General features: G+C 68.0%; 16 protein-coding genes and 1 pseudogene. 7 read left to right on the top strand and 10 right to left on the bottom strand.

Going from position 1 to position 16,940, the window contains the following annotated elements; translation table 11 throughout:
* Positions 1-7: 7 nt before the first annotated feature.
* Both ACRXBZ_RS22625 and ACRXBZ_RS22620 read right to left on the bottom strand, forming a co-directional pair.
* Positions 8-439 (bottom strand): roadblock/LC7 domain-containing protein, encoded by a 432-nt coding sequence (locus tag ACRXBZ_RS22625; RefSeq protein ID WP_168586342.1) that lies wholly within the window; start codon positions 437-439, stop codon positions 8-10.
* Complete coding sequence (locus ACRXBZ_RS22620) at positions 436-3,669, bottom strand: sensor histidine kinase (RefSeq protein WP_433880801.1); 3,234 nt, start codon at positions 3,667-3,669, stop codon at positions 436-438. Before ACRXBZ_RS22620 ends, ACRXBZ_RS22625 begins: the two co-directional genes overlap by 4 nt.
* A gap of 618 nt (positions 3,670-4,287) precedes the next feature.
* Here ACRXBZ_RS22620 and ACRXBZ_RS22615 point away from each other — a divergent pair.
* From ACRXBZ_RS22615 to ACRXBZ_RS22595, 5 genes are all read left to right on the top strand, one after another.
* Complete coding sequence (locus tag ACRXBZ_RS22615; protein ID WP_433880800.1) at positions 4,288-5,307, top strand: ABC transporter substrate-binding protein; 1,020 nt, start codon at positions 4,288-4,290, stop codon at positions 5,305-5,307.
* 536 nt (positions 5,308-5,843) lie between these two features.
* On the top strand, positions 5,844-6,857 hold the full coding sequence (locus ACRXBZ_RS22610) for an ABC transporter substrate-binding protein (protein ID WP_433880799.1): 1,014 nt from the start codon (positions 5,844-5,846) through the stop codon (positions 6,855-6,857).
* A gap of 9 nt (positions 6,858-6,866) precedes the next feature.
* Positions 6,867-7,634 carry an ABC transporter permease gene (locus tag ACRXBZ_RS22605; protein WP_433880798.1) on the top strand — a complete coding sequence of 256 codons (768 nt, stop codon included), beginning with the start codon at positions 6,867-6,869 and terminating at the stop codon, positions 7,632-7,634.
* Positions 7,631-8,431 carry an ABC transporter permease gene (locus tag ACRXBZ_RS22600; protein WP_433880797.1) on the top strand — a complete coding sequence of 267 codons (801 nt, stop codon included), beginning with the start codon at positions 7,631-7,633 and terminating at the stop codon, positions 8,429-8,431. The genes ACRXBZ_RS22605 and ACRXBZ_RS22600 overlap by 4 nt, the downstream gene beginning before the upstream one ends.
* 6 nt (positions 8,432-8,437) lie before the next feature.
* Positions 8,438-9,364 (top strand): ABC transporter ATP-binding protein, encoded by a 927-nt coding sequence (locus tag ACRXBZ_RS22595; RefSeq protein ID WP_433880796.1) that lies wholly within the window; start codon positions 8,438-8,440, stop codon positions 9,362-9,364.
* Positions 9,365-9,575: 211 nt separating this feature from the next.
* Here the strand turns inward: ACRXBZ_RS22595 and ACRXBZ_RS22590 are convergent, their stop codons facing one another.
* The 6 genes from ACRXBZ_RS22590 to ACRXBZ_RS22565 form a co-directional block, all read right to left on the bottom strand.
* On the bottom strand, positions 9,576-10,391 hold the full coding sequence (locus tag ACRXBZ_RS22590; protein ID WP_433880795.1) for an ESX secretion-associated protein EspG: 816 nt from the start codon (positions 10,389-10,391) through the stop codon (positions 9,576-9,578).
* Between the two features lie 19 nt (positions 10,392-10,410).
* Positions 10,411-11,811: a hypothetical protein gene (locus ACRXBZ_RS22585; RefSeq protein ID WP_433880794.1), complete on the bottom strand. Its 1,401-nt coding sequence runs from the start codon at positions 11,809-11,811 to the stop codon at positions 10,411-10,413.
* Positions 11,812-11,832: 21 nt separating this feature from the next.
* Positions 11,833-12,363, bottom strand: a complete 531-nt coding sequence (locus ACRXBZ_RS22580) for a DUF3558 family protein (RefSeq protein WP_433880793.1) — start codon at positions 12,361-12,363, stop codon at positions 11,833-11,835.
* A gap of 13 nt (positions 12,364-12,376) precedes the next feature.
* A complete protein-coding gene (locus ACRXBZ_RS22575; protein WP_433883943.1) occupies positions 12,377-12,769 on the bottom strand; it encodes a hypothetical protein in 393 nt (130 codons plus the stop codon).
* A gap of 141 nt (positions 12,770-12,910) precedes the next feature.
* Positions 12,911-13,144 (bottom strand): DUF397 domain-containing protein, encoded by a 234-nt coding sequence (locus tag ACRXBZ_RS22570; RefSeq protein ID WP_433880792.1) that lies wholly within the window; start codon positions 13,142-13,144, stop codon positions 12,911-12,913.
* A 6-nt stretch (positions 13,145-13,150) separates the two neighbouring features.
* Complete coding sequence (locus tag ACRXBZ_RS22565; protein WP_433880791.1) at positions 13,151-13,993, bottom strand: helix-turn-helix domain-containing protein; 843 nt, start codon at positions 13,991-13,993, stop codon at positions 13,151-13,153.
* Positions 13,994-14,104: 111 nt separating this feature from the next.
* Here ACRXBZ_RS22565 and ACRXBZ_RS22560 point away from each other — a divergent pair, with 111 nt between their 5' ends.
* Both ACRXBZ_RS22560 and ACRXBZ_RS22555 read left to right on the top strand, forming a co-directional pair.
* Positions 14,105-14,317, top strand: coding sequence for a hypothetical protein (locus ACRXBZ_RS22560; protein WP_433880790.1), 213 nt, complete (start codon positions 14,105-14,107; stop codon positions 14,315-14,317).
* 63 nt (positions 14,318-14,380) lie between these two features.
* The gene (locus ACRXBZ_RS22555; RefSeq protein WP_433880789.1) at positions 14,381-14,680 is read left to right on the top strand and encodes a hypothetical protein; all 300 of its coding nucleotides are present in this window, start codon (positions 14,381-14,383) and stop codon (positions 14,678-14,680) included.
* A gap of 173 nt (positions 14,681-14,853) precedes the next feature.
* On the opposite strand, the pseudogene ACRXBZ_RS22550 reads toward ACRXBZ_RS22555, so the two are convergent.
* Both ACRXBZ_RS22550 and mdlC read right to left on the bottom strand, forming a co-directional pair.
* Positions 14,854-15,093, bottom strand: a pseudogene (locus ACRXBZ_RS22550) (dynamin family protein); the annotation flags it as partial.
* A gap of 69 nt (positions 15,094-15,162) precedes the next feature.
* A complete protein-coding gene (mdlC, locus tag ACRXBZ_RS22545; protein WP_433880788.1) occupies positions 15,163-16,758 on the bottom strand; it encodes a benzoylformate decarboxylase in 1,596 nt (531 codons plus the stop codon).
* Positions 16,759-16,940 lie beyond the last annotated feature (182 nt).

Genomic DNA, 16,940 nt, shown 5'->3' with positions numbered 1-16,940 from the left:
GCCGAACTCACCGACGCCCCAAGCCCTGCAGCTGCGCCCGCAGTTCCGGGGTGAGCTGCTTTCCGACCCGCTCCACCAGCAAGGTCATCTCGTAGGCGACCAAACCGATGTCGGCGTTCGGCGCGGCCAGCACCGCCAAGCAGGAACCGTCGCTGATGGACATCAGGAACAGGTAGCCCTGCTCCATCTCCACGACGGTCTGCGTGACCTCACCGGCTTCGAAACAACGCGCGGCGCCCTGGGTGAGGCTGACCAGCCCAGAGGCCACCGCGGACAGCTGCTCGGCGCGGTCCCGCGGCAAACCCTGGGACCCGGCGAGCAGCAGGCCATCGGCGGACACCACGACCGAGTGCGCCACGCCGGGGACGCGACGCACGAAGTCGGTGATCAGCCAGCTGAAGCTGTTGCTGCTCGTCGGTTGCTGCACGGACCCGTTCACTCCTGCTCCTCGGGACGGCTCGGATTCGAGCGGGGTGGTTCACTGGAAACCGCTTCGGCCTTGGAATGCCTACCCCGTTTGACACCCTGCTGGAAGTTCGCCATCCGCCCGCGGACGGCGTCTGCCGAGCGGGTGGTGGCGGGTTTGCGGCGGGGGGGCTGCGGAGCGGCCGAGCCGGGCACCAGGTTCGTCTTGGGCACGCGCTTGGGCAGACCGGCCGCGGTGGTCTCCTGGACCTGCTGGGTCTGCAGCAGCGCCTCGGCGGCCCGCCAGCCGTCGTCGGCCGTGCCCCAGCCGGGATCCGGTGTCATGGTGCGCGGCACCTCGTCGACGACGGGCTCTTCCGGGATGCGCAGTTGTTCGGTCAGTCGCCTAGGCTCGATCGGCGCTTCGGCCGCCGCCGGGGTGGCCGGGGTGGCCGGCGCGGCCGGGGCATCGTCCACATCGGACTCGCGGAACCACTGCGAAAGCACGGCTTCGTAGATCGGCAGTCGTTGGGTCGGCGCATCGTCCATGTCCCAGGCGGCCCCCTCCGGCTCATCGTCGGCGAACGCCGGCGATCGGCCGTCGGTACCCTCAACCGGGCCTTCCCCTTGCGCCCAGGCTTCCGACGCCGGCTCCTGCCGGGTTCCGTTGTTCGCGGCGCCCTCGGAGTCCGCGGTGCCGAAAAGGCCACCGCCCGACCCGGATCCGTTCAGTCCAAAGCCGTTGTGTCCGGCCCCGTCCGGCCCGGACGGGAACTCCATCGAAGCGGTCTTCGCTGCCTCGAACGGGCTGTGGAAGAGGTCCGCCGACCCGACGAGCTCTCCCGGTGCCCCGCAATGCCCTTCGAACTCGTCCGAGAAGTGGTTCCCGGCGCTCTCTTCGCTCGGCCACTCGTCGGCGCGGACCTCGTCGTCCGCGGGCGCCTGCGACACATCCTCCCACTCCGGAACGTCTGTGGCGCCGAACGAATCGCCGTTGGAAACGGTCACCGAGTACTGGGTCGACAGCTCGGTGTCCTCGACTTCCGGTTCTTCCTGCTGGAGTTGCGGGGTGAACGCGGTGGCCTGCTCGATGCCGGCCAGTGACGGCAGCGGTGCGTGCTCGGTGGGCTGGTCGACGCCGCGGTCGGGGCTCGTGGCCGCACGACCGCCGAACGCTGCGGCCAGGCCGAGGTGCGTGCCGGTCTCGCTGAACGCTTCGCGCCGTTCCTCGGCGAGCGCGGCGCGCGGCACGTCGGGCATCGGCCGCGGGCCGTCCGGCGTCAGCTGGACGACGAACTCGCCGGCCAGGTGCACCGTCGCGGTGACGCCGCCTTCCAAGTTGTCGTTGTTGTGCAGCTCGACCCGGATGTCGTGGCGCCGGGCCAGCTGCCCGACCACGAACAGGCCCATCCGGCGGGACACGGCGACGTCGATCTCCGGCGGCCGGGTGAGCCGGTCGTTGATCTCGTCGATCTCGCTGGCGTCGATGCCCACGCCGCGGTCCCGGATCTCGATTACGAGTTCCTGCCTGCGGTAGGCGGTGCGGACGGTGACCTCGGTGTCCGGATTGGAGAAGACCGTCGCGTTCTCCAGCAGCTCGGCGACCAGGTGCACGAAGTCGTTGACGACCCGGCCCTGGATGGCCAGGTCAGGCGCGTCGACCACGGCGATCCGCGCGTACTGCTCCACTTCGGACACCGCCGCGCCGAGGACCTCGTTGAGCGGCACCGGCCGCATCATCCGGCGGGGCAGGTCGGTGCCGCCGAGGATCAGCAGGTTCTCGTTGTTCCGGCGCATGCGGGTGGCCAGGTGGTCCAGCTCGAACAGGCTGCTCAGCTGGTCCGGGTCCTGCTCGTCCTGCTCCAGCCGGTCAATGAGGGCCAGCTGCCGCTGCACCAGGGTCTGGCTGCGGCGCGCCAGGTTGACGAACAGGTCGTTGACGTTGTTGCGCAGCAGCGCCTGCTCGGCGGCCAGCCGCAGCGCCTGCTGGTGCACCGCGTCGAAGGTGCGGGCCACCTGCCCGATCTCCTCGCCGGAGTGCACCGGCACCGGCTGCACCGTGATCTGGTTGGCGCTGCCCGGGTTCTCGTTGACCTTGCTGATCGCTTCCGGGAGGCCCTTCTGCGCGATCTCCAGGGCCCCGTAGCGGAGGATGCGCAGCGGGCGCAGCATCGAACGCGCGATGTAGGCCGCGACGCCGAAGGCGACCACCAGCAACAGCAACAGCAGCGCGGAGTCGCGGATCAGCGACCACCAGGCGGAGTCGGCGAGTGCCTCTGCGTCGTCGTGGAAGCCGGTGAGCAGCGACTCCTCCACCGAGCGGACCAGGTCGGTGCGTTTGCCCGACTGGGTTCCCCACTCGAGGGGGTTGATGCGCACCGCTTCCTTGCGGTCGGCCGCGATCAGCGCGGCCTGCTCGATTTGCTCCGAATCGTCCACCTCGGCACCGGCGACGCGCGACGCGAAGAGGGCGCGCTGCTCCGGGGTGGCGGCGGTCTCGAACTCCGCGAAAGCGGCCTCGTAGCGCGCGTTGGCGGCGCGGACCGCGTCGGCCTGCCCGGTGAGGAAACCGTTGAGCATCCCGGCGCTGAGCAGGATCGAGCGCTGCTGGGCGAGCTGTTCCTTGGCCCGGCCGAGCGCTTCGGCGGCCCGGGCGGTCTGGCTGACCTGCGTGTTGACCGCGGAGGTGGCGACCATCCGGTTGATCTGCAGCAGCTCTTCGAGCACCGAGTTGTAGGCGACCAGCGTCTGCGGGCCGGTGAAGCGGTTGTTGATGGTGGCGCGCAGGGCGCCGAGGCTGCCGAGGCGGTTGACTGCGCGCTCGTAGGCGTCGCGGACCTCCGGCGAGAAGGTCGCGACCTGCTGGTCGAAGCCGTGCAGCTGCTGCACCGCCGTGTCGACCCGTTGGCTCTGCGCGACGTAGTCGGTGCCCGCGCTGCCGCCGTTGGCGGTGGTGAAGACGATCGCGAAGTCGCGTTCGCGCTGCAGCTCGTGGGTCAGGTTCGCGGCCTGCTCGCCGAGTTCGACCTGCTCGACGATGGTGTTCAGCCGCGACTGGGTGGCGAGGCCGTCGTAGACCCGGATTCCGCCGACACCGAGCGCGGCCAGGGTCGGGACGAGCAGGACGGCGGCCATCTTGTACCGGAGGCGCCAGTTGCGCAGCCACCACGTCTTGGACCGACCGGCAGCCGGTTCGGTGGCCGCGCCGGTTCCGGTAGCGGGGTCGTTGTTGAGCATCCCTGTTTCCTGCGCTGCGGCGGACATGTGCGACACCGCCACGGCTAGTTGCCTCTCCAGGCTGCGGCAGTGCTGATCATCGTGTCAGGAACGTGCCCGCGATCCGACGCCGCGGCGCCAGGTACCCACGAGCGGGTCGACGGTCCCACGACGCGCACCGTGCCCCCGCAGACCCTGACTCTGTCAGCCGGGCTTGCCATCACACTCCCTGGTCACAACGTGCATCCCCGAAGCAGAGGCCAAGTCACCTCGACGGGCGAGACTATACTTAACCGGGCGTCACAAGTCAGGCCCCCAACGCTAGAGTTCACCACCCCATAGGGTGGCATGGACAACACTGGGCCATCCGTGTGACGTCTACCTAGTTACAGCTAGTTGTCGCGTTTTGTTCAACGTTCTACAGTTCAGGGGCACCCGCACCCCCGCCGCACCACGGAAGACGCAGAACTTCGCACAAGGGTCGAGACGCCGCGGCGCGTGTGGCCGACGAGGGCCCTTCCCTGCTCGTGGCTCAGTCCACAGCGCACCAGCGCATCTCCCGTACCGCTCGCGGGGTACACCTGCGCCGTCATCGGCACGGCTGCGCCACCGACACCTCCGCCGCAGCCCACCGTTCCACGTCGCACCCAATGCAAGGAGGAACAGATGAGCCCCGCCCTCACCCACCGCTCCCTGCCCCGCAGGAGTCTGTTCAAGCTCGCAGGTGGTGCCGTCACCGCCGGTGCGCTGCTGGGCACGAGCGGCTGCGGGCTCCTCGGTGGCTCGCAGGCGGAAAGCGGCGGCAACGGCCAGGTGGAGAAAGCGAACCTGCGCGTCGGCGCACTGCCGATCAACGACCTGGCCCCACTGCACCTGGCCGTCCGCAACGGCTACTTCCAGCAGGAGGGCCTGACCATCGAGATCGTCAACGCCCCGGACGGCAGCGCCGCGCTGAACAGCACCATCGGCGGCGACTACGACATCACATACAGCAGCTACGTGCCGTTCTTCGCCGCCCAGGCCAGCGGTGCGGCGTTGCTGAAGATCGTCGCGGACTGCGCGGCGGCCGCGCCGAACGCCACGATGATCATGACCTCGCCGAACTCCGGGGTGCGCACCCCGCAGGACCTCGAAGGCAAGACGATCGCCATCAGCGGCCCCAACACCATCACCGAACTGCTGGTCAAGGCCACCCTGAACGCCTACGGCGTGAACTACTCCAAGGTGAAGCTCTCGCCGACCCCGTTCATCACCATGCCCGCCGCGCTGCAGCAGCGCCGGGTCGACGCCGCGATCGTCACCGAGCCGTTCCTCACCCTGGCCGCCCGCGACGGCGGCGCGGTGCCGGTCGTCGACACCGCCACCGGACCGCTGGAGGACCTGCCGCTGACCGGCTACGGGGCGACCGCGAAGTTCTGCGAGGAGCACCCCAAGACCATCGCGGCGTTCCAACGGGTGATGGACCGCGCCGTCGCCGAGGCGCAGGACCGCAGCAAGATCGAGCCGCTGCTGCCGGAGTTCGCCAAGATCGACAAGGAGACCGCGGCGATCATCACCCTGCTGAAGTTCAACTCCCGGGCCGACGCCACCCGGTTGCAGCGGGTGCCGCGCCTGATGAAGGAGTTCGGGTTCATCAACACCGACATCGACGTCGCGAGCATGATCGTGGCCCCGCCACAGGCCTGACGTTTCCGCTGATCACGAGGCCGTGATCCCCTGGGGTCGCCATACTCCGGTGATCCCCTGGGAGCGCCATACCCGGAGGACTCGCGGTCCCGCTCGGGCATGGCACCGGCACATTGGTGCAGACGACATTCGGTGTTCCCTCGAATTGTCCAGCAGAATTCGACTCTCCGTCACGATTCTGTCCGGATATTGGTCCGCGTGTCGTGAATCACGCGGCTCATCGCGGGACGAGTGGCAACGAGCTATTTACGCCTGGTTGTCGCGTGTGATCCGAGCTTCTACAGTTCGGGGGCACCAAACCCCGCCACCGCACCGGGAGGAAAGACGCAGCGCCACCGAGTCCCCGCACCACCGGCCCGGCGTCGTTGCACGCCCCGCTAGTCCGCCGCTCGTCCCCGGGTCAACACCGCGACGACGCCGTCCACCCGCAGGCACGACCCGCGACGGCCGCCATCGCACGACCTGCACTCCGCTCCCGGCGCACGGCACAACGGAAAACGCGCACCCGCACGCACCCCGATGCCAGGAGGATCCACATGAGGCCCCGTCCCCGCGCCCTTCCCCGCCGAGGTCTGTTGAAACTGGCCGGCGGGATGGTCACGGCAGGCGCCCTGATGGGCACCAGCGGTTGCGGACTCCTAGGTGGTTCGGAGGACAAGCAGGGCGGCAACGCCCAGGTCGAGAAGGCGAACCTGCGGATCGGCGGGCTGCCCACCAGCGAACTCGCACCGCTGCACCTGGCGGTGCGCAACGGCCACTTCCAGCGCGAGGGCCTCACCGTCGAGATCATCAACGCGCCAGACGGCGGCACCGCGCTGACCAGCACCATCGGCGGCGACTACGACATCACCTTCAGCAGCTACGTGCCCATCTTCGCCGCCCAGGCCAAGGGTGGCACCAAACTCAAGATCGTCGCGGACTGCGCGTCGAGCACGCCGAACACCTGCATGGTCATGGCTTCGCCGGCCGGCGGCGTGCACAGCCCGCAGGACCTCGCGGGGAAGAAGATCGCGATCAGCGGCGCCGGGACCATCTCCGAGCTGATGGTGAAGGCCTCGATGAAGGCCAACGGCGTGGACTACAGCAAGGTCCAGTGGATGCCGCTCGGCTTCCCTAACATGCCCAACGCGCTGAAGACTGACCAGGCCGACGCGGCGTTCGTCGTCGAACCATTCCTGACGCTGTCCGCCCGCGACGCCGGCGCCATCCCGGTGGTGGACACCGCGACCGGTCCCCTGGAGGACCTGCCGCTGGGCGGCTACGTCTCGACCGCCAAGTTCGCCGACGAGAACCCGAAGACCGTGGCAGCTTTCCAGCGGGCCATGGACAGCGCGGTGGCCGAGGCCCAGGACCGCAGCAAGATCGAGCCGCTGCTGCCACAATTCGCCAAGATCGACAAGGAGACCGCGGCGATCATCACCCTGCTGAAGATGAACTCCCGCGCCGACGCAACCCGCCTCCAGCGGATTCCGCGTCTGATGCTGGAATTCGGCTACATCCGCAACGACGTCGACGCGGCGAGCATGATCGTTGCTCCGCCGCAGAGCTGACTCGGAGAAATGACCAGAACACTCCGGGGATTGGTCGGTCTGCTGGGCTTCCTCATCGTGTGGGAAGCCTTCAGCCGATCAGGAATCGTCCCCCAGCAATACTTCCCACCACCGTCCACAGTGCTCGCCCAGTTCGCCGAACTGCTCGGCGACCGCTCCTTCCTGCTCGACCTGATCGCCACCGTGCTGGCGTGGGCGATCGCGCTGAGCATCTCGATCGCCATCGCGGTGCCCGCCGGGCTGCTGCTCGGCAGCGTCCGCTGGGTCCGGGTGGCCACCCGGGCGATCATCGAGTTCCTCCGGCCGATCCCTTCCGTGGCGCTGATCCCGCTGGCAATCGTGCTGGTCGGAGCGGGTCCGGAAACCAAGATCACGCTCGCGGTGTACGCCTCGGTGTGGCCGATCCTGTTCAACACCATCTACGCGCTGGACGAGATCGACCCGGTCATGGTGGATACCGCGCGCTCCTTCGGGTTGGGCCGCGGTCGGGTGATGTTCACCGTGGCGCTGCCGAACGCGGCGCCGTTCGTGCTCACCGGCATCCGGATGTCCGCTGCGGTGGCCCTGATCCTGGTGGTCAGTACCGAGTTCCTGGCCGGCGGCGCCAGCGGCCTCGGCACCTTCGTCCTCGGCGCGAGCACCGGCGCGGGCCGGATGGACCTGGTGCTGGCGGGCACGCTGGTCGCCGGGATCGTCGGCTACCTCATCAACGAGGCACTGGAACTGGTGCACAAGCACGGCTTCCGGTGGAGCGCGGTCGATCGGGAGGCGGCATGATCAGGATGCGCGGATTCCTGCAGCGCTGGGTGGTCTTCATCATCGCGATCGTGGTGTGGGAACTGCTCACCCGCGTCGCGCAGAGCGCGTTCTTCCCGCCCCCGACGCAGATCGTCGGCACCGCGGTGGAGAAGTGGTTCAGCGGACCGGCTTCGTCGCTGTTCCTGACCGACGAGGCTTTCACGGACATGCTGGCCAGCCTCGGGCGGATCGCCGTGGGCTGGCTCATCGCGGTGGTGCTCGGCGTCGCGCTCGGCACCCTCCTCGGCCGGTCCCGCACCGCGCTGGACTACTTTGGACCGCTGATGGCGTTCATGCGGGCCATCCCGCCGCCGGTGCTGGTGCCGGTCTTCCTGGTGCTGCTGGGCATCGGCGCGCAGATGCAGATCACCGTGATCGTCTTCGGCGTGATTTGGCCGATCCTGCTGAACACCGTCGACGGCGTCCGCTCCGTGGACCAGGTCAAGGTGGACACCATCCGGTCGTTCCGCATCCCCCGCTCGCACTGGGTGTTCGGGGTGGTGCTGCCCGCGGCGACACCGAAGATCTTCGCCGGACTGCGGGTGAGCCTGTCGCTGGCGCTGGTGCTGATGGTCGTCTCCGAACTCGTCGGCTCCACCGACGGCATCGGCTACCGGCTGGTCTTCGACCAGCGGCAGTTCGACTTCCCCGCCATGTGGGCGGGCATCGTGCTGCTGGGCATCCTCGGATACGTCCTCAACACCCTGCTGCTCGTGGTGGAGCGCCGCGCGCTGAGCTGGCAACCGCCGCAGGCGCACCAAGTAGTCGGAGGCTGAATTCCAATGACCGAAACCAAGACCATGCTCGAAGTCTCCGGGCTCGGACACCGCTACGGCGGCGGAGAAGGTCACCAGGCCATCACCGACCTGACGTTCCAGGTGCGCACCGGTGAACTGGCCTGCATCGTCGGCCCGTCCGGCTGCGGCAAGTCGACCATGCTGCGCTCCATCTCCGGGCTGATCAAGCCCACCGCAGGCGACGTCCGGCTGGACGGCACCCCCGTGAACGGCGTGCCGGCGGACCTGGCCGTGGTGTTCCAGGACTACAGCCGATCGCTGTTCCCCTGGCTCTCGGTGCGGTCCAACGTCGAATTCCCGTTGCGCTCCAGGGGTTTGAGCAAGGTCGAGCGGCGCAGCCGGGCCGATGAGGTGCTGGAGTGGGTGGGCTTGGGCGCCGCCGCGAAGAAGTACCCGTGGCAGCTCTCCGGCGGCATGCAGCAGCGGGTGTCGATCGCCCGCGCGCTGGCCTGCCGGCCGTCGCTGCTGCTGATGGACGAGCCGTTCGCCTCGGTCGACGCCCAGACCCGCTTCGAGCTGGAGGACCTGCTGCTGCGGGTCCGCAAGCAGTTCGACAGCACGGTCCTGCTGGTCACCCACGACATCGACGAGAGCATCTACCTGGCGGACCGGGTGTTCGTGCTGTCGAAGTCCCCGGCGTCGATCGTGGCGGACCTGGAGATCCCGCTCGGCGACGAGCGGGACCAGATCACCACCCGCGAGTCGGAGACCTTCGTCTATCTCCGCAGCGAGGTGGCCCGCCTCCTCGACGTCCGCAGCGCCCAAGCCCCGGTGGCGGCAGCCGACGCGGCCGTGGCCGTGACGGCGGAGCCGACCGAGAAGTCCGATGTGGACGACTCGGTGAAGTCCACTGCGAAGCAGTGGGCGGAGGCCGAGAAGGCGGAGACCGAGAAGGCCGACGCCCACAACTGACGCTTTCGATTGAAGGGCTCCTTTGACCCGGTCATGGGCGCCCTTCACGCTTCACCCGATCAGCAATCGGCGCCCGGAAAGCTCGCACCGCAGAAACTGCTCCGTTGTGGACAGTCGTTCCTCAGGGAGTGCCCACGAAGGGTTTTTGTTGCTATATCAAGCTATAACATAAGCTATAACACCTCTGAGCGCTCACGAGCCCGAGTGGTGTTCAGCTGGCGGTGCGGATTTCGGCGATCCGGTTTTCCAGGGCCGCGCCGAGTTCTGCTGGTCCTAGTGGGGCGAGGACGAGTTCTGGGCCAAGGCCTGGGCGGTGTTGTTGGGTCAGGCCGTAGCGGCCGTCCGGTTCGAAGGCGTCGAACCACTTCAGCACTTGGGAACGGTGCGTGCGGCCCAGCCGGTCGCGGAGGTTCGCGGTGAACTGGCCGTCGCGGAAGTGGCTTTCCTCGGTCATCGCGCGCAGCGTCGTGGCCGCCGGGGCGGCTCGCTTCGGACCGGCGGACTGCATCATGTCGACGTTCTCGAAGCTTTCGTCGGCGTTGTCGCGCGGTGTGAGATCGGCGACCGGAACCGCCAAGCGCGGGCGTTTCCCGGGTGGGGACGGCGGCATGCCCTGGACCGCCGCGGCGCCGACCGAGGTCCGCGGATGCACGGAGATCCGCAGGTCACCCCCGTGCTGTTCGGATTCACCCGGGTCCTGGACGAGCAGCACCGCGCCTTCCTCGGTGGCCACTGCCAGCAGCCGGGTCGGGGATTCGTTTGTGTCGTCGGGTATCCAGAGCCCTTCGATCCACAGGCCCGGCTTAGCGAGCTGGGCGAGCGACTGAGCGAAGCGCGGGGCGAGGCCGTCACCGGCAAGCAGGCCGGCGGCCTGCAGCTCGGGCAGCGCCCGCTGGCGGAGCACGGCGCGCTCCTCGAGCGTCGCGCCGTGCGAGCGCACCGCGATGGGGAACGGGTATTCGTCGAATCTCCCGATTTCCCAGCACAAGTCGAACCACAGCGGTGGCAGCAGCCATCGCTCGGACACGCGTTACCCCCGGTTGGTGTTATTCGCCGAAGACGGGCGGTGCCGTCCTCGGCATGTCGTCGAGCCAGATGTCGTCTTGTTCTTCCAGCCAGCTCGGCCGCTCATGCTCCTGGTCCTCGCTGCCCTTGCCGCGCTGACCGGCACCCGCGCCCGCTCCGCCACCGGCCGCACCGCGACCACCGGCGGCACCGGCGGCACCCGAGCCGGCGCCCGCTGCGGCACCGAGTCCGCCGGCACCGGCCCGGCCACCCACGCCCATGCCGGGACCACCGGCACCAGCCCGACCACCAGCGCCCAAGCCTCCTGCGCCCAAACCTCCTGCGCCGCGGCCGCCTGCACCCATGCCACCGGCACCGCGACCACCCAGGCCAGCGCCGCCCGCGCCGCCGCCGGGCGGCATGGCGCCGATGAAGCCGCCGCCGGGCGGTTGGGCACCTGGCGGAGCGGATGCGAGGCCGGGGCCGGGCATCGTCGGCGTGGGCGGATTCGTCCACTGGGAGCCGCTTTGCGCGGGCGGGCGATAACCGTCACCGATGCCACGCGGGTCCACACTGGACGGATCAGGTCCGCTCGGGATGTTCGGCGTGCTGCCGGTTCTCGTGCCGGTTCGGCCGGTGCTGCTCGGGGTGTTGCTGGAAATGCTCTGCGTGTCGCGGCCCTGGTTGGGCGGCGGTGGTGGTGGGTTCAGTGGGTCGACCGGCGGCGGGAACGTCGGGGTGCTGGAGTCCACGGCGGTGTAACCGGGCGTGTAGACGTTCTGCACGATCTGCCGAGCCTGCTTGTCCGCCTCGGCCCGCTCCCGCATCTGCGCGCCGGCGTCCATGATCCCGCCGGCAGGGCTGAGCACAGTCGCTATCACGGTGCGGGTGCCGTTGTAGTCCTCGGGCGGCTGCAACTGCGCCTTGGTCTGTCCGGCGGCGACCCCGGCTTCCTGGATCTTCAGGCCGGTCCCACGCACGGAGTCGCCGAACTGCTGCCCCCAATCCTGCAGCGGCTTGGCAGCACCAAGCCCGGCCTCAGCAGCCTTCCCTCGCATCCCGTCACCAGCGGCCTGGCGGGTCCTGGAGTCCAGGTCGGCAAAGATCTCGGCGATCCTGGAACCGAGCGCAACGACAGCTTGCCCCTTGGCATTGAGATCCTGAACATTCAGCGAAGGCTTCAGCTGATTGGCCAGCCTTGCCTGATCCCAGTTGTTCCAGTTGTCGTGCTGGTTGATCGAAGCCGGATCGGTACCGCCGATCTGGAGACCCTGTTGCTGCTGCGCCAGATCGGCGTGCTGCTTCTGACTGGCGGCGGTGGCGAGCTGCTGGCGCATCCGCTGCTGCTCTTGTGCCCGCGTCTCACCGCCGGTCATACCGGCCCACAGGTCGGAGGCGGAGCCCCCGGCCTCTCTAACTCCATCGGTAAACCAGTTGCCCACGTCGTTCCCCCTCGACAGGCCTTACCTAGGCAGCTTTGGTTCGATGGCCTGCGCGATCTCCAACGCCTTCCCACAGGGATCGCTGCCTTCGAGCTTGTCGGACTTGTAAGCGACCTGAACCCAGACGGATCCGCCAGCAACCTCGATGATCTCGCGGCAGAGTCCGTGCCCTTGCGTGCCGTTCGCTATGCCACGGATGCCTTCGCGCGGCCCCACCCGGTTCTTTTCGAACTCTGCGAAGTTGCTGCGTTGACTCTCCCAGTAAGCGAGATCGTCGCTCTCAGCCTTGTACAAACCTAGGAAGAACACCTCGCCGCCGATCTTGCACCCGACATCACCCAGTTCGTCGACGGGCCGCACCTGATTCAGCCTCAGCTCGTACTTCTGCATCTGTTCTTGCGTGAGCACGGTGCACGGATCGAAGCTTGCCAATGGTGACGGCCCGTTGGATGCCTGGGGCTGTTGCTCCTGCTGACCGCTGCCTCCTGCGCAGCCGGCTAGCAGCAAACCGACTCCAGCGAGGGCAGCAGCAACTGAACGTGTCTTCCTCATAGCTCCCATCAGATCAGACGTTCTTCCTCAAGTCATGAGCCCGGTCGTCGTCAGTGTTCTGCATGTCCCGAGCTGAATCTCGGTAGGCCTGGGCGATGTTGCGTAAGATCTGTTCCATCTTCTGCAGAATCGGCACAGCACCGAACTCCGGATGTTCGATCTTGTCCGCCATCTTCTTATCCATCTGGCGACCGATGAAACAGTTGCCATAAGCGTCGCGTGCGATCAGCCGCTCAACGTCCTGGATTTCGAACAGTATATCGTCAGCCTTCTCGGCGTAGACGCGCGCGACGCGTTCGGCCGCCTCTGGGTCCATGACGAGCTGGCCGTTGTCGACCGCCGCGCGCAGCCCCTCCGCCCGTCCGGCCAGCGCGCTCGCGCCTGCGGCTAAGCCTTCCATCTCCATGGTCAACGCAGCTCCCCTCCACGTTCGTGATCACCGCTGGTCACACGGTGGTGTGATCACGAACACAGAGAGTACAAGAGCCAGGTTCCAGCCCGGACAACATTCGTGAAACGTCTCCACGAAACGCCCGAACGGCCCAATTCACCAGCGGCGATCCCGCAACCCCGAGACGAACGCCACCCACTGCCGCCGGGGGAACATCAGCATGGCACCATCCCGGTCCTTCGTATCCCGAACGCCGACGATGCCCGGCCCGCCCCCGACCTCAACGCAGTTTCCTTGTCCGGCGCTTCGGCTCGACTTCCTCCAGCCAACCTCGACGCACTCTGACTGGCTGCCGCTGTAACTGGACTTCCGCCAGTTGATCACGTTCATCAAGGCTCACCCTTCGCGTTCGTGCCGCTTCGCGTAGGTCGAGATGAGCTCCAGGGAGTCATCCGGTTCCAGCGCTGTCTGCCGCAACGTAGACCGAGCTTGCACGAATGGGGCTACGTCGTCCGGGTCATCTAGGAACGCTCCGCTACGACGTTGCTCCAGATGGACGACCGGACTGGAACTCAAGAACTCCAGCAGGTGGAAGCCGCCGTCCAGCCCGGTGTGCTCTCCAGCGGAGAACGGAATGACCTGGATCGCGATGTTGTCGCGAGCTGCCATCTTGACGATTTGGTGGAGCTGTTCTGCCATTAGCCGACCACTGCCCACCGCTCGGCCAAGCACGGCTTCGTCGAGGATCGCTTCGTACTCAACAGGGTCCGGCTTCGTGAGAATCCCTTGGCGTACTTGTCGAATAGCGATCAGCTGCTCAATGCGATCACTCGGCTCGACACCGAACGCCGACAGCAGAGCGCGAGAATGATCCCGCGTTTGCAGGAGGCCGGGGATACGCACATCGGCAACTGAAGTGATGTGAACTGCCCGGCTCTCGGCGTCCGCGAGCTCGGTCAGTTGGACAGGGACCCCGCCGCCGAACTCCCACCAAACCGGCTGGTCAAGTTCGCGAGCCATCTTCAGCAGCCGATCACGGGTCTTCCCGGCGACCGACAGTGCGTCCAGGAACAGTCGCACGTTCTCCAAAGTTAGGCCGCGCCGTGCTGTCTCAAAGCGACTGACCTTCGCCTCGGACCAGCCCAAGACATCACCGGCCTGCCGCATCGTCGCGCCAGCCGCGTTGCGTACCGCACGGAGCTCCTTCGCCAGCGCTCTGGCCCGAGGTGTGTCCTGCATGGACACAAGATTACGTGCAAGCGAGCTCGCGTTTGATCTCCCTCAATCGTGTGGTTGCAAGCATTTCCAAATATTGCAAGACTTGCAGTATATCGATCAAGAGAGGCTCTGATGTCTGACTACTTGACCTACGTCTGGCGCCCGGTCACGGGCGGCCGTCACGCTTTTCCGATCGCAGCAACGAAAGCTCCGCGCGAGGAACGGGTGAAGGCGTTCTGTGGTTCGGAGGCGGGCGCGGCGGAGCTGCACGACCGGTCCGAAGTGGACTGGATTCGGGAGGACACCTGCATGCGCTGCTGGCACACCCTCACCACCCGCCTGTGACACCCCAGGGACGGGCGATTTCGCGCGAAATCGTCGCGCTCGCACCTCGGAAGGAACCTCACCATGTTCTGGATTCAGCTCAGCACGTTCGTCCTGTTCAACCTGCTGATCCTCGCCATGCTCACCACCCAGCTACCGGCGAGAACCATCGCTTTCTCCACAGGCCAACACGCCGGAGGCGCCGAAGGCGCCTACACCGTCTGGCACCTCATAGCCGACATCGAAGCCGAAACCCGCGCCGCGACAGAAGAACACCGGGCGGAACGAGAACATCCCCACATACCACCGGAATTCCCCACCGCCGACCCCGACGCACCCGGCGACATCGACGAGCCCACCGGCCGCCACCACCTCCGCACCTGAACCACACCATTAGGTGATAGGTGAGGGGCACCCTTGAGCGGCTGTACCGCCTCTTCAGCGGCTGTACCGCCCAAGGGTGCCCCTCACCTCGAAAAACCCACCCAGCGGGGCCGATGCGGTGTTATCCCCGACCTCCGCCGCACCGGCCCGCCCCCGGTGACCGGGCGCGAACGCCCCCTCCCCACGCGCCCGGTCACCGGCAGCACCACCGGGTTCAGCGCCGCGATCCCCAAGCCCGCCAACGGCATTGCCGCCGCGCGGCCGACGCCGAGCCCGCCGGAGACGCCCATGAACACCAGGCGCTGGTCCTCGGCGGTCGGCGGTCGCTTGTCCGGCGGGCGCAACGCGATCGGTGCCTGCAACCCGCACGCGAACTGCGAGCGGATCACGTCGAACTCCTCGGCAGAGAACACAACGAGTTCTCAAACAGCCTCTACAGCGCCCCAAAAGCACTCAGGGTCCTGGGCAGGTGGAACACCAAGTCAGTACAGGTAGCGCTGGCCCGGGTCGACCCTGACGTGCAGGAGGGTCGGTCCGGCCTGGCCCGCGAACTCCTCCACGAGGGCCGCGTCCAGCTCCGCCGGGGACTGGACCAGCTTGGTCCGGCAGCCCAGGCCGGTGGCCAGCGTGGCGAAGTCGATGCCGCCGAGATCCACGCCGGGCAGCTTGCTGCCGCCCGCCGCCTCGCCCAGCACCGCCACCGCCGCGTACCGCGAGTTGTCCATGATCACGAACGTGACGGGAGCCTGCTCCCGGACCGCGGTCCACACCGACTGGATCCCGTACATGCTGGAACCGTCGCCGATCAGCGCGACCGTGCGCCGCGTCGGGTCCGCCATCGCTACCCCGACGGCCGCGCCGATGCCGTAACCGAGCGCGCCGGAGAATCCGGTGAAGAACCCGCCATCGGTGGACCGGATCGGGAAGTGCTCGTGAAGGTCGTTGCGGTGGCTGGGGGTTTCCTCCACCACAGCCGCGTCCGCGGGCAGCGCCCCGGCGATCGTGTCGAAGACGTAGGCGGCGGTCATCGGCGTGGACGCGGCCGGTTTCGGCGGCCGCCGGTAGGTCGCCGGCGCGCTTCGCTGCTGCGCCTCGACCTTCTCGTTGACTTGCCGCACAGAATGCGCCAGCGTGCCCAGCACGCCGCGCCCCTCCCGGGCCCGGCCGAGCACCTGCGGATCGTCGTGCACCAGGAAGAGCTCGGGCAGCTCGACTTCGCTCTCGCCGCGGTACACGTGGTAGGTGAACGCTGGCGCGCCCCACACCACGACGAGGTCGTGCCCGGCGAGCTCAGCGGTCAGCAACCGCTGCTCGGGCTGCAGGAAACCGGCGAACTGCGGGTGGTCCTCGGGGAACGAGCAGCGCGGCGACATCGGCGCCACGTAAACAGCCGCCTGCGCCTTCTCCGCCAGGTCGACCAGGTCCTCGACCACGCCGTCGGCGTCCACCGCCGGGCCGACGACGAACGCCGGGCGCTCGCAGCTCCGCAGCGCCTCGGCGAGGTCGGCGACGACGGCCGGGTCCGGGGCGGAACCGGGGGTGCGCGGCCGGGCCGTCACCGGCACGCCGGGCTCGTCCCAGTCGTCGGCCGGGATCGACACGAAAACCGGGCCGTACGGCGGGGTCGTCGCCAGCTGGTAGGCGCGCACCAGGGCCGCGGGGACGTCCGCTGCGCGGGCCGGCTCGTAGCTCCATTTCACGTACGGCTTGGGGAAATCGGCGGCGTCGGTGGCACCGAGGAACGGCTCGTCGAACATCAGGGTGCGGGTCTGCTGCCCGGCCGTCACGATCATCGGCGTTCGGTTGCGGTACGCGGTGAAGATCGCGCCGAGCGCGTGCCCCACGCCGCCGGCGGAGTGCAGGTTGACCAGCACCGGCTCCCGGCGGGACTGCGCGTAACCGTCGGCCATCGCGACGACCACGGACTCCTGCAGGCCGAGCACGTAGCGGAAATCGTCCGGCCACCCGGTCAGGAACGGCACCTCGGTCGTACCCGGGTTGCCGAACACCGTGGTCAGCCCGAGTTCTCGCATCAGACCCCGGGTGATGTCACGGATCGTGTGGTCTTCGCTGCGCATCGAAGCCCTCCCTCATCGTGCGAGCACCCCCGTTCACCTGCGGGGTTGCCCAGACACGACATCACATCGAGGGCAGCGGAACCAGATCGCGTTGGTCACTGAGCGGACGGCACGGTGCACACCGTTCGCGCCGGATCGGGGTAGATCGCCGTCCGGCTCGTCCCGGGCGGGCAAACCGCCGC

Origin of the sequence: Saccharopolyspora hattusasensis (assembly GCF_050972075.1) — a bacterium.
Lineage (GTDB): Bacteria > Actinomycetota > Actinomycetes > Mycobacteriales > Pseudonocardiaceae > Saccharopolyspora > Saccharopolyspora hattusasensis.
Note: the sequence above shows the minus strand (reverse complement) of the source record. Positions and strands in the feature narration are given on the sequence as shown.